The sequence below is a fragment of the Nocardia huaxiensis genome, assembly GCF_013744875.1.
Lineage (GTDB): Bacteria > Actinomycetota > Actinomycetes > Mycobacteriales > Mycobacteriaceae > Nocardia > Nocardia huaxiensis.
This window is the reverse complement of record NZ_CP059399.1, coordinates 2,334,376-2,346,984: the sequence shown is the minus strand read 5'-3', so window position 1 is coordinate 2,346,984 and position 12,609 is coordinate 2,334,376. Positions and strand designations below refer to the sequence as shown.

The following is a 12,609-nucleotide window of genomic DNA, read 5'->3' as shown; positions in this document are numbered from 1 at the left end:
TTTCAATCGAGCTTCACCAGCACGCATTCGCCCAGGTCGGCGGCAGACCGATACAAATCGACATACCGGCCCAGCAGATCGAGAAGATGATCGCGGTCCTGCGGGCCTTTGTAGACACCAGCGGCTTCCATCGCGTCCAGGTCGCACAGCCGTGCAACGCTCTCGAGACTGCTCTCCACGAATTCGGCCACCGTCCTGGCCGTATCTGGTCGCACGAAGCGGAGCGGAATTCCTTGTCCCGCAGTCGCGCCCGAAGAGAAGGGCTCCGCCCCGAACACGGCGATCTCGGCCAGCCCGGTCGGATTCCGGCCCTCCTGGTTGCGGCGGTTGGGCGCAAGCAACCAATACACCGCATCCCACGCCCGCGTGCTGAAGCACCGCTCCAGAATGCCGGGCCGCTCCCTGACGATCCGCCGAGCCACCGGGGCCAGCTCCAACCAGATCGGGTCATCCCGATACTGGGAGTTCGCGACATCCTCGGTGGCCAGGCTGTCGAAGAACTGGATAGCGTCCTCGGCAGCCTCACGATCCCGCATCGCGCGTCCCAGCAGCGGCTCGTAAGGCAGTGCCCGATATCGAGCATCGATAGCCATCCCAAGATCGTATTTTCTACCGTCCCCAATCCACGACAGCCCAACGAACCCCGACGTTTTACATAGAGAGGCGCCGGTTCAGCGCGTTCACCGGGGCGCAGATGGAGGTGGTCAGGTCCTCACGGGAGTTGTGCTCAATCTTGTTCCAACCATGGATTTCCGCTGCTTCAGGGTCACTGCTGTCATCGGCTCGGGACTATCAGCTCGAGCACGTCACCGATGTTGTGTCCATGCTGTATGTGCCCCCCGGTGGGGTTCGAACCCACACTGTGCGGGTTTCAGGTGGCAGTTCTCGGGATTCTGGAGAATGCGGCGCGCAAGATCGCCGAAGGGATGAGGATCATCCAGGAGGAGACCGGCGACCTATCGGTCAAGGATCAGTCGCCGGCACCGGAGGGCAGGCTAGCTGTGGTGCCTCATGACGTTGGTTCCACGATGTCGATCTCGAAGACCGTAGTTGTGGTTCGAGTCTTCGCAGTCGAGTTGGATCTGCTACTCCGGGCGCGGATTCGGCCTATTTCATTCGTTCCAGGACGCTACGTGCTTGCTCTTCGCAGATCTTCTGTACCTCCGCCGCGTCCACGGCGCCTTCCTTGATCAGGGCGCTGATGGTGATGCGAAAGGTGAGGTTGCCGTCCAAGACGATCAACGTGTACGAGGCGCTGCTCGGCGACTGCCCGTCGGTGAGGTACTCGGCTTGTTGTCCGAATCCAGTTGTCGTGCCACGCCTCGATGAGTTCTGGTTGTCCAGCTTGTCGAACTCTGTGGCGGCTTGTTCATCTGTCTGGCCGACGATCAAGTACAAGTCGATGTATGCGAGTCGATCGCTGACAGTCTGAAACTCGGCGCTGACCGGCTCACCCTGGTTGACCGCAGCACACCCGTACTGTGCCCGTGGCATATCCGCCCAGAAACCATCCGGTGGTGGCTCAGATCCCAGGAAATTCTGGGTGGAGTCGATCGGCTTCTGTGGAATCGTTGCCCATCGAGAAATCACGTACGGGTCCACCAGGTCACATCCGTTGGCTATGCCTTGGCCTGAGTATTTCAGGTCGGGTCCGCGATCACGGGTCACCCACACCACGGCCGCGATTGTGGTCGCCACCAGCAGCAAGACAAGGGACATGATGAGGACCGAATCAGGCCTTTTCCGGCCGGTCGGCGGTGATGATGGCTTCTGCGGGGTAGGCGGCCCGGAAGATGGCTCGGTCACAGTGTTTTCCCCCGAGGGTCGAGCGTTGGAACTTCGCGAAACCCTACCGTGACCAGGGTTGAGATGTTGGGCAGTCACCATACGACCCGACTGGGATCCGCCCTGCTTTCCTAATGACTGATGCCTCCTGGGTCTGGAGTCCGAGGCCGCCGGGCTCTCGCTGTCTGGTGGGACGGGGACATCGGGGCGGTGTCTGCCCGGCGCTGTCAAGGCTCGCTGCGGGTGCGCCTCCTGAAATGAATTGCGCGGCAGCTCAATTGGGAGGTGTACCCGTAGTAACCCGTGGGCTTGGCCTTGGCGGGATCGGGTAGGCACTGCCATGATGGCCTTCGGCCTGCCGGACATCGAGTGACCAGTGTCCGGGCTCCACCTTTGCGCGGTGCGTTCGGGTCGGGCCAGAGGACACCTTGGCTCAGCCTGCTGCGGACGAATTGCGGACCGAGATCGAGAAAGCGGTATCGGCGGAAACCGAAAACCCCGACCTACCTGCTGTTTGCTAGGTGCCCCCGGTGGGGTTCGAACCCACACTGTGCGGATTTTAAGTCCGCTGCCTCTGCCAATTGGGCTACGGGGGCGCGGGGTCAGCCTACCGAGCCGTACGGTCGTCCTGGAATGACCCGAGGGGGACAGTTTGGGACAGGTTCCGCCCTGGGGGAGGGCGGAACTGTGACAGGGGGTTAGTGGACGCCTTCCATGTGGCGGGTGATCCAGGGGGAGATGGACCAGACTGCGGCGCCTACGCCGACGGTGATGAGGCCGGTGATGCCGAAGTAGACGGCCTCGTGGGAGGGGTCGTAGAACTTCGACAGGACGCCGGACATGGAGGTGCCGATGCCTACCGAGAAGAAGTAGAGGGCCATCATCTGGGCTCGGAAGGCGTTGGGGGCCAGCTTGGTTGTGACGGCCAGGCCGATCGGGGAGAGGAGCAGTTCCGAGACCGCGAAGGCGCCGAGGATGAGGAAGACGGCGATGATGGGGACGGTTTTGCCTTCGGTGCCGGCGAAGAGGACGAACAGGAGGAAGGCGATGCCCATGCCGATGACGCCGAGGGAGAACTTGCGGGGGGTGCTGGGGGCTCGGGTGCCCAGGCGGGTCCACATGATGGCGAACAGCGGGGACAGGGCGATGATCCAGACCGGTTCCATGGAGCCGATCCAGTTGGAGGGGGCGGTCCAGCCGAAGACGTTCCAGTCGATGCGCTCATCCGAGTAGACCGCCAGGACGGTGAAGATCTGCTGGAAGAGGGACCAGAAGACGGCGTTGGCGATGAACAGGGGGATGAAGGCGCGGACGCGGGTGCGCTCCACCGGGGTGACCTTCGGGCTGGTCAGCATGATCGCGAAGTACGCGATCGAGGCCGCGGCGATGACGAAGGTGGTGACGTCGGGGAGGTTGGACAGGGTCAGCAGTTTGGTGGCCCAGGCGACGGCGACGATCACGACAACGGCGGCCACGAACAGCAGGGTGCGGGGAATCTCGGTGCGCGGCAGCGGGTTCGGGACCTCGCGGCCGTGGGTGCCGAGGTTGCGGCGGAAGACGACGTACTGGGTGAGGCCCAGGGCCATGCCGATGGCGGCGGCGCCGAAGCCGTAGTGGAAGCCGACATGCGATTGCAGCAGGCCGGTGATGAGCGGGCCGGCGAAGGCGCCGAGGTTGATGCCGAGGTAGAAGAGGGTGAAGCCGCCGTCGGCGCGGGCGTCGCCCTTCTCGTAGAGGGTGCCCAGCAGGGAGGAGGCGTTGGCCTTCAACGCACCCGAGCCGAGGGCGATCAGCACCAGGCCGATGCCGACACCGGCGAGGGCGGGGATCAACGCCAGGGCGATGTGGCCGGCCATGACGATGACGCCGCCGTAGAAGACGGTGCGCTCCATGCCGAGCACGCGGTCGGCGATCCAGCCGCCGAGCACGGTGGAGAGGTAGACCAGGCCGCCGTAGGCGCCGACGATGCCGGTGGCGGTGGCCTTCTCGAGTCCGAGGCCGCCTTCGGTGCTCGTGTAGTACAGGTAGTAGCCGAGAATCGTGAGCATTCCGTAGAACGAGAAGCGTTCCCAGAGCTCGACGCCGAACAGATTCGCGAGACCGATGGGGTGGCCGAACAGGGTGCGTTCGGCGGCAGGTTTCGCGTGATGCACTACTCCTGACATAACCCAGACCCTCCCATATGGGGCAATCCGGCAGCAACCTCAGATGTTGACGCCAGTCACATTCGATTCACCGAAAGTCCACTTCGACACCGCGCTCGACCAGACTTCACAGTTTGCCAGAGGGGCGCCTTCGGAACCGGTAGACCAGCCGCTCCGGCCCACGGTGTCGCAATACCCAAGGGCCGCCGCGGCACCCGCGGAAAGATCGCTTCCCGACCATGTCCCAGACAGCTACCCTCGATGGCAGGGAACACCGCGCGTGGGCGGGCGCGCGGGCGAGGCAGCGCAGGATGGGATGACCATGTCGATTCGACGCGGCGGCGTACCGCCGACCCGGAAGACCGTCCGCAGCGCCAAGATCGCGAGCCTGCCGATCGCCTTCGCCGGCCGTCAGCTCGCCGGAGCCGGACGCAAGGCCATGGGGCAGTCCGCGGCCGACGTGGACCGGGATATCCAACTCCGCACGGCCGAGCATATTTTCGAGGTGCTGGCCGAACTCAAGGGCTGCGCGGTGAAGCTCGGACAGCTCATGTCGCTGTACGAACTGGCGCTGCCGCCGGAACTGAGCGAGCCGTACCGGAACGCGCTGAGCCGCCTCTACGAATCCGCGCCGGTCATGCTGCCACGCACCGTGCACGCGGCCATGGCGGACAGCATGGGCAGCGAATGGCGTTCGTATTTCCGGGAATTCGATGACCGCCGAGCCTCCGGGGCATCCATCGGCCAGGTGCATCGCGCGGTATGGCGGGACGGCCGCCGAGTGGCCGTGAAGATCATGTACCCGGGCGCACGGGAGATGGTGCGCGCGGATCTCGAACAGCTGCGCCGCATTTCGATCCTGGCGACCGTCTTCCTGCCCGGCGCGGACGTGACCGCGGTGCTGGACGCCATCTGCGCCTGCATCGAACAGGAACTCGACTACGCGGCCGAGGCCCGCTGCCAGGCGGCCTTCGCGGACGCTTTCACCGATGATCCGGATTTCTTTGTGCCACAGGTGATCAGCCAGCACGGCGATGTCCTGGTGAGCGAGTGGGTGGACGGCATCCCGCTGACCCGCATCATCGAATCCGGCTCACCGGAGGAACGCAGCCGGGTCGGCATGCTGCTCGTGCGATTCCTCGTCTCCAGTCCGGAACGCTCCGGACTCATCTACTGCGATCCGCACCCGGGCAACTTCCGCATCCTGCCCGACGGGCGGCTGGCCGTCCTCGACTTCGGAGCCTGCGAACCCTGGCCGGTATCGGGCTTCCACGAGATGGTGGCCGCCGTCGGCGACGCCGCCTTCAACGGCGGACTCACCGAATTGGACGCGGCCATGCGCGAGCACGGATTCGTAGCGCCCGGAAAGCCTTTCGATGTCGACGGCTTCGCTGCCTTCTCCATCCCCATCTGCGACCTCGCCCGGCAACCGAACTTCCGGCTCACCGTCGAATGGCTGCGGCTACAGACCCGGCGCGCAGTCAATCCCCGCTTGACCAATGTGTTCCGGCAACTGACCCTGCCCGACCAATACATACCGCACGCGCGCAGCCTGCTCACCGCGCTCGCGGTGCTGTGCCGGCTGGACACCGAGGGAGCCATCCGCGAGGAACTCGTGCGCTACTCCCCCGGCCTGGGCGACGTCTTCGATCGATTCGACAGGCACAGCGGCCAACCCGCCGACCTGGCGATCGCCCGGCAGCGGCGGGCGCGAGCCGAACAGGCGGGGCGGCGACTGTACGCCGTGCGCTGAACCGCGTTCCGGCCGTCGCATGCCGGAACGACGGGAGACCGGTCTAGGCGATGGACAGCGCGATGCCGTCGAGGATGTCGTGCTCGCTCACAATGAGTTCGGTGATGTGCGCGCGACGGGCCAGTTCGTCGGCCAGCACCTCGGTGATCACCGCGCCGCCGCCGATCACGTCGACCCGGCCCGGATGCATGGGGCCCAGCGCCGCGCGCTGATCGTGATCCATGCCGATGAGCCGATCGCACACCTTGCGGACCTCGCCCAGCGACAGGCGCGTGAGATGCACCTTCTCCGAATCGTATTCGGGCAGATCCAGGGCGACGGCAGCCAGCGTGGTCATGGTTCCGGCCACGCCCACCCAGGTGCGGGCGCGTTCCACCGGCACCACGCCGAACGCCTGCGCCAGCCGCTCGGAGGCGAAAAACCGTGCGGCGGCGACCTCTTCACGCGTGGGCGGATTGCCGTGCAGGCAGCGTTCGGTGATGCGCACGCAGCCGATATCGGCCGAGTAGGCGGAGTGCACGCCCGAGCTGTCGCCCAGCACCACCTCGGTGGAGCCGCCGCCCAGGTCGACCACCACGAAAGGCCCTTCGGCCGCGGACAATTCGCCGACCGCGCCGGCGAAGGACAGCCGCGCCTCCTCGTCACCGGTGATGACCTCGGCCACCGCGCCGGGCACCGCACGGCCCAGTTCCGTGGCGGTCATGCCGAAGAAGTCCTCGCGATTGCTCGCATCGCGCGTGGCGGAGGTGGCGACCATGCGGACCCGCGCAACCTCGTGCTGGAGCATGAGATCCACGTAATCGTGCAGCGCCACCCGGGTGCGCTCGATGGCCTCCGGGTTCAGTGAGCCATTGGCGTCCACGCCCTGACCGAGCCGGACGATCCGCATCTCGCGATGCACGTCGGTGAGATGCGGGGCCCCCGCCTCGTCGTGACCGACATCGGCGATCAGCAGTCGAATCGAGTTGGTGCCGCAGTCGATCGCAGCGATCCGCTCACTCATGCTGTGTCCTTTCGAGCATGAGTGGGGGCACTCACGCCTGGTCGTCCGGGTCGCCCTGCGGCTGTTCGTATTTCGGCCAGTCTGCCGGAATCGCGGTGCCGCGCAAGCCGTGCTCGGCGGCCAGCGCCACCGCTTCGTCGCCGAGCGGATTCACGCCCGGTCCCTTGGCCAGCGAATGCGCGATGAGCACGTGCAGGCACTTGACCCGATCCGGCATGCCGCCGCCCGCGAAATCGGTGCCCAGATCCTCGATGGCATTGCGTTCGGCCAGGTAGCTGTCGTAGGCGGCGCGGTAGGCGGCCGCCAGTTCGGTGTCGCGGGTGAGCCGTTCGCTCATCTCCCGCATGAGGCCCGTGGTCTCCAACCGGCTGGCCTCGGCGGTGAGCCGCGGGTCGGTCAGGTAGTAGAGCGTCGGGAAGGGGGTGCCGTCGGGCAGCTTCGGCAGCGTCTTGACGACGGCGGGCAGGCCGTCGGGGGTGTGGTACGCGATCTCGATGACGCCGCGGGGTTCCCGGCCCAGTTGTTTGGCGACGATCTCGAGATCCCGCTCGCTGGGGTTGGTCTCGGATTCGGTCACCGGGGTTGTCCTTCCTGGGCAGTGTCTGTAGCGGGGCCGGACGGTTGTGGCGAGGAGATGCTGCGCCACAGTTCCGTGTACCAGGGGTCCGGAACCCGCGTCTTGGCGGGATAGGACGGTACGGCCGGTTGTTCGAGGCTGGGCACCTGCACGATGTACGGGGTCTCCCCCGGCATCACCAGCCGCAGCCGGTCGCGCGCCTCGGTCTTGATGTAGTTCGGATCCTGTTGCTGCGCACGGCGATCGCGCAGCCGCGCCACATCGTCCTGCAACTGTTCGCGCTGCGCGGCCAGTTCGGCGGACTCGGCGCGCTGCGTGAAATAGGTGCGCAGCGGAACCGCGAGGGTGAGCGCCAGCCCGCACAGCACTGCGGCCAGCAGCACCGCGCGACCGGTGGACATGCCGAGGATCTTGCGGTCGTGCCGTGCGGTTTTCGCGGACTTGCCCGCGCGCCGCTGCGCGGCCCGCTGTCCGGCGGAAGTCCGCGCGGAATCCGAACCGCCCGGCTTGCCGCGCCCCGCACGAGCCTTGGACGGCCGCGACGGGCGGCGGTCACCACGTCCGGCCGGACTGGAACCGCGCGCCCGTCGCTCCGTCATCTCACACCTCGTAGCTAGAGGATCCGACTCTTCGGGGTTCTCAGGGGCTTCGCCCCCGAACCCCCAACTACCGGGTTTTCAGGGGCGAAGCCCCTGGAAACCTGTTCTCAGCCTTCGAATGCGAAGCGCGGGAAGGCGACGTCGCCCGCGTAGCGGGCCGAGTCGCCGAGCGCGTCTTCGATGCGGAGGAGCTGGTTGTACTTGGCGACGCGCTCGGAGCGAGCGGGGGCGCCGGTCTTGATCTGGCCCGAGCCCACCGCGACCGCGAGGTCGGCGATGGTGGTGTCCTCGGTCTCGCCGGAACGGTGCGACATCATGGTCTTGTAGCCGTTGCGGTGGGCGAGGTCGACGGCGTCGAGGGTCTCGGTCAGGGTGCCGATCTGGTTGACCTTCACCAGGAGTGCGTTGGCGGCGCCCTTGGCGATGCCCTCCTCCAGGCGCTCCGGGTTGGTGACGAACAGGTCGTCGCCGACCAGCTGCACCTTGTCGCCGATGGCGTCGGTCAGCGAGACCCAGCCGTCCCAGTCGTCCTCCGACAGCGGGTCCTCGATCGAGACGATCGGGTAGGACGCCAGCAGTTCGGCGTAGAACTTGGCCATCTCGTCGGCCGAGTGCGGCTTGCCCTCGAACTTGTAACCCGTACCGGCGGTGTAGAACTCGGTCGCGGCCACGTCGAGCGCGAGCGCGATCTCGGAGCCCAGCTTGTAGCCGGCCTTCTCGATGGCAACATTGATCAGGTCCAGCGCGGCGCGGGTGTTGGCGACGTCGGGGGCGAAACCGCCCTCGTCACCGAGACCGGTGGACAGGCCCTGGGCCTTGAGCACCGACTTCAGCGAGTGGTAGACCTCGGCGCCCCAGCGCAGCGCCTCCTTGAAGGTGGGCGCGCCGATCGGGGCGATCATGAATTCCTGCACGTCCACACCGGTGTCGGCGTGCGCGCCACCGTTGAGGATGTTCATCATGGGGACCGGCAGGACGTGGGCGTTGGGGCCGCCGACGTAGCGGAACAGCTCCAGGCCCGAGGATTCGGCGGCGGCGCGGGCCACGGCCAGCGACACGCCCAGCAGGGCGTTCGCGCCCAGGCGCGACTTGTCCGGGGTGCCGTCGGTGTCCAGCAGGGCCTGGTCGACGGTGCGCTGCTCGACCGCGTCGAGGCCGATCACGGCCGGGGCGATCTCGTCGAGGACGCCCTCGACGGCCTTGCGCACACCCTTGCCCTGGTAGCGGTCGCCACCGTCACGCAGCTCGACGGCCTCGTGCTCACCGGTGGAGGCGCCGGACGGGACCGCCGCGCGAGTGAGGGTGCCGTCGTCGAGAACGATCTCGACCTCGACAGTGGGGTTGCCACGCGAATCCAGGATCTCGCGAGCTCCGACCTGTTCGATGATGGCCACGAAACGACACTCCTTCGGCTGCTGACTCGGCAGGTCGCACGGCATGCGCCGTGCTGCCCCGAGCCTAACGCAAGGCAATGGCCAGCCTCCGCCCCACCACGGCGAGGCTCGCCCGCCTCTCCGCGACTTCTGCGCCCGACCGAGTGCCGTGGGCCGTCGTGCACGCGTGCCGGCGGTCTGGTGCCAAACCGATTTTGGGGGTACCCGAGGAGTTACCCGGCCCGCACGAAATCAGTTGTCACCGTCCGTCCGGGGGTTTCTGGGCGAAGGCCCGCCGATTCCCCGAGTGGCCCCTTCATGCTTTGCGGCCTACCGAGTAGGCGGCGGCGCGGTCGCGGACTTTGTGCATGTAGGCCGTGGACTGGTTGTAGGTGAGGAGGGCTTGTTGCCAGCCGGGGGCGGCGGTGAGGTTGCCGCCCATGGCGCAGAGGTAGCGGGCGGCGGTGAGAGCGGCGTCGTCGATGGAGTCGGGGTCGGCTATGCCGTCGCCGTTGGCGTCCACGCCCCAGCGGGTCCAGGTTTCGGGGATGAATTGGAGGGGGCCCACGGCTCGGTCGTAGACGGGGTCGCCGTCGAGTTTGCCGCCGTCGGTGTCCTTGATGAGCATGATGCCGGGGGAACCGTCGAGGGCGGCGCCGCGGATGCCGGGGGTCACCTTGCCGTCGTCGCCGACGTCGGCGCCGCGGTGGGTGCCGTGTTTGCTTTCGACGCTGGCGATGCCGGCGACGGTGGTCCAGCCGATGCCGCAGTCCGGGCGGGAGCGCGCCATGACGGCCGCGGCGTAGCCGTACGCCTCCAGGGAGACCGTCGGAATGCCCAGGGAGCCTTGCTGATCCGCCCAGTCGCGCAGTTGCAGGGCGGCGCGGCCGGGGGCGTCGAGGTCGATGAGGGGCAGCGGCGCGCCGGCGCCGGGCGGCATGTCGTCGGGGATGGGCGTGAGATCGGCTGAGCCGCAACCGGTCAGCAGCACGAGAGCGACCGCCGTGCCCAGCAGGCCGGCGCGAGTGAGTACGGCGCGGAGACCGGCCTTGGTGGAACGCACCCTGTTCATCATCCAGATGAATCGGTCCGGCATCCACCAGCGTGAACCGCGACTCCCCGGCCGTGCCGCCTTCGATGCCGTTCGGTTACTCTGCGGCCCAGCGGTTTGATGTGCATCGGCTATTTTTCTGACACACCCTTAGGTAAGCCTTGCCAAATTAATCTCCGCCGCATACGGTTTCGGTCCGAGCGAGAATTCCCCACGTCACCTCCGATGCCAGGAAGGTACACCTTGGCGAAAAGCGTTCTCTCCGAACGTAAGACGCTTCACCTCTCGGATCTCGAACGACGCGACCTGCCGCCGGACGCCGCACGCGCTGTCCGCGCCCTCGCCGCCGAGATTTCCCTCACAGTCGATGCGAGCCCGGCGACCGCCGCCACCCTGGCCGATCCGGCACTGCTGCACCACATCGACACCCGTCACCACGAACTACCCGCCGCCGTGCGCGAGGCCATGCGCCCGCCGGCCACCGATGCCGGGGTGACCGTCATCGGCCGCATCCCGGTCCGCGAGGACGAACTCGGCCGCACCCCGATCGACTGGCAGCAAGCCGCCTCCTGGGCCGGGCACCCCGAACGCCGTTGCGCCTCTTTCGAACTCGATATCGCCATGCTGCTGCTGGCGCGCTGCGCCGGTGCGCCGTTCGGCTGGCAGGGCCAGCAGGCCGGGCGGCTGGTCAACAACATCCTGCCCACCCCGGGCAAGGAGCACGAGCAGTCCGGCGCCAGCTCCACCACCCTGCTGGCCCCGCACACCGAGGACGCTTTCCACCCGCTGCGCGCCAACCTGCTCATGCTGGGCTGCCTGCGCAATCCGGACGGGGTCGGCACCACCGTGTCCTCGGTGCGGAATGTGGAACTGGATGCGGCACAACGACATCAGCTCTCCAGACCGCTGCTGCCCATCCTGCCCGACGTCTCCTACGGCACCGATTTCCCGGATGCCGCCACCCCGCCCGTGCCGGCCCTCAGCGAGGTGGACGGGCAGCAGGTCTTCCGCTTCGATCCGGCGTATACCCCCCTGGACGACGCCGACCTCGAGTACCGCAGCGCCTACACGCATCTGGCGTCCGAGCTCGAAAGAGTCTGCATGACCGCCGCTTTGGAACCGGGCGAAATACTTCTGGTGGACAATGACGTGGTGGTGCACGGCCGCGTGCCGTTCACCCCCCGATACGACGGCACCGACCGCTGGCTCAAACGCGTGAACATCCGGCTGCCGCAGCGCCGCCGCGCGGCGGCGGAGGCCACCGAGAACGGGTATGGCCAACGGGTGATCGCGCCGTTCCACACAGAGCTAGGAAACCGCACGTGAATACCCGACCCACCCCGCTGCGCGTGCTCAGCCGCAGCGATCTCGCGGATGTCCCCATTGCCCCGGCCGAGGTGGTGCGCGCCGTCGAAGAGGCGTATCTCGCACTGGCGGCGGGAGATTCGGACAACCCGCGCAAGCTCAGCGTCGCCCATCCCGACGGCTGGTCCGTGGCCTACGCCATGCTGGGCCGCGACGGCCGCCGCCGGGTGGTGGCGATGAAGACCTCGTACAAGTTCGACCCGCACCACGATCGCAGCACCAAGCGGTACTACACGACCATCTCGCTCTACGACGACGCGACGGGCCTGCCCATCGCGTTGATGGACTGCTCCCGCGTCGGTGCGCTGCGCACCCCCGCCGTCTCGGCGCTGCTGGTGCGCGAGACCATCCGCCCCGGCGCGCGCAGCGTGCTGCTGATCGGCACCGGCACCCAGGGCCGCAACGCCCTCCCGCACCTGCTGTCGGCGAACCCGCAATTGAACCGGCTCATGCTCTACGGCACCCACCCCGAAGGACTCGAAGCGGTGTATCGAGAACTGCTGCAATACAATCCGCAGGCCGAACTGGAAATCGTGAGCGACGCCCGCGCGGCCGCCCGCACCGCCGACGTCGTGCTCGCGACCGCGGGCCCCGGCACCCGCGTGGCCATCGAGGCCGAGGATCTCGCACCGGGCGCGACCGCCGTCCTGGTCGGCTACGGCCTGGCCCCCTCCACCCTGCACGAGGCCGATCGGGTGATCGCCACCAGCGCCGAGCAGATGGCGCTGACGGGCACCGATATGGCCGGGCCGGACGGCCGACTACGCAGGGTCGACGCCGAGCTACCCGAGATCCTCAACCGGCGCGCGGTCGGCCGAATCGGCGACGACGAGCGCATTTTCGTCTACAACAGCGGCCTGGTGCTCACCGATGTGGCGGTGGCGCACGCGCTGGCCGCCCGCGCGATCAGCGAGGGTCGCGGCACCGAAGTACCTCTCTGGGACTGACATTCGAATCGA

Annotated in this window: 11 protein-coding genes and 1 tRNA gene; 3 read left to right on the top strand and 9 right to left on the bottom strand. The window is 67.3% G+C overall.

Going from position 1 to position 12,609, the window contains the following annotated elements; translation table 11 throughout:
• Window positions 1-2: 2 nt before the first annotated feature.
• The 4 genes from H0264_RS10410 to H0264_RS10395 all read right to left on the bottom strand — a co-directional run bounded on the left by H0264_RS10410 (window position 3) and on the right by H0264_RS10395 (window position 3,950).
• Complete coding sequence (locus H0264_RS10410; RefSeq protein WP_181583769.1) at window positions 3-593, bottom strand: DUF1877 family protein; 591 nt, start codon at window positions 591-593, stop codon at window positions 3-5.
• A 514-nt stretch (window positions 594-1,107) separates the two neighbouring features.
• Window positions 1,108-1,719 carry a hypothetical protein gene (locus tag H0264_RS10405; protein ID WP_181583768.1) on the bottom strand — a complete coding sequence of 204 codons (612 nt, stop codon included), beginning with the start codon at window positions 1,717-1,719 and terminating at the stop codon, window positions 1,108-1,110.
• A 588-nt stretch (window positions 1,720-2,307) separates the two neighbouring features.
• A tRNA-Leu gene (locus H0264_RS10400) sits at window positions 2,308-2,381 on the bottom strand.
• A 102-nt stretch (window positions 2,382-2,483) separates the two neighbouring features.
• Window positions 2,484-3,950: a peptide MFS transporter gene (locus H0264_RS10395; protein WP_181583767.1), complete on the bottom strand. Its 1,467-nt coding sequence runs from the start codon at window positions 3,948-3,950 to the stop codon at window positions 2,484-2,486.
• 301 nt (window positions 3,951-4,251) lie between these two features.
• Between H0264_RS10395 and H0264_RS10390 the strand changes: the two genes are divergently transcribed.
• Window positions 4,252-5,682 (top strand): ABC1 kinase family protein, encoded by a 1,431-nt coding sequence (locus H0264_RS10390; RefSeq protein ID WP_231083216.1) that lies wholly within the window; start codon window positions 4,252-4,254, stop codon window positions 5,680-5,682.
• A gap of 43 nt (window positions 5,683-5,725) precedes the next feature.
• On the opposite strand, the gene H0264_RS10385 is transcribed toward H0264_RS10390, so the two are convergent.
• The 5 genes from H0264_RS10385 to H0264_RS10365 all read right to left on the bottom strand — a co-directional run bounded on the left by H0264_RS10385 (window position 5,726) and on the right by H0264_RS10365 (window position 10,306).
• Window positions 5,726-6,685, bottom strand: coding sequence for a Ppx/GppA phosphatase family protein (locus tag H0264_RS10385; RefSeq protein ID WP_181583766.1), 960 nt, complete (start codon window positions 6,683-6,685; stop codon window positions 5,726-5,728).
• Between the two features lie 31 nt (window positions 6,686-6,716).
• Window positions 6,717-7,262: a DUF501 domain-containing protein gene (locus tag H0264_RS10380; protein ID WP_181583765.1), complete on the bottom strand. Its 546-nt coding sequence runs from the start codon at window positions 7,260-7,262 to the stop codon at window positions 6,717-6,719.
• Entirely contained in the window at window positions 7,259-7,861 is a 603-nt protein-coding gene (locus H0264_RS10375) for an FtsB family cell division protein (RefSeq protein ID WP_181583764.1), read from the bottom strand. The genes H0264_RS10380 and H0264_RS10375 overlap by 4 nt, the downstream gene beginning before the upstream one ends.
• A gap of 107 nt (window positions 7,862-7,968) precedes the next feature.
• Window positions 7,969-9,255 (bottom strand): phosphopyruvate hydratase, encoded by a 1,287-nt coding sequence (gene eno, locus H0264_RS10370; RefSeq protein ID WP_181583763.1) that lies wholly within the window; start codon window positions 9,253-9,255, stop codon window positions 7,969-7,971.
• A 295-nt stretch (window positions 9,256-9,550) separates the two neighbouring features.
• A complete protein-coding gene (locus H0264_RS10365; RefSeq protein WP_420832086.1) occupies window positions 9,551-10,306 on the bottom strand; it encodes a lytic transglycosylase domain-containing protein in 756 nt (251 codons plus the stop codon).
• Window positions 10,307-10,528: 222 nt separating this feature from the next.
• Between H0264_RS10365 and H0264_RS10360 the strand changes: the two genes are divergently transcribed.
• Window positions 10,529-11,611 carry a TauD/TfdA family dioxygenase gene (locus tag H0264_RS10360; protein ID WP_244976150.1) on the top strand — a complete coding sequence of 361 codons (1,083 nt, stop codon included), beginning with the start codon at window positions 10,529-10,531 and terminating at the stop codon, window positions 11,609-11,611.
• 23 nt (window positions 11,612-11,634) lie between these two features.
• Window positions 11,635-12,597: an ornithine cyclodeaminase family protein gene (locus tag H0264_RS10355; RefSeq protein WP_181585426.1), complete on the top strand. Its 963-nt coding sequence runs from the start codon at window positions 11,635-11,637 to the stop codon at window positions 12,595-12,597.
• The last annotated feature ends 12 nt before the right edge of the window (window positions 12,598-12,609 follow it).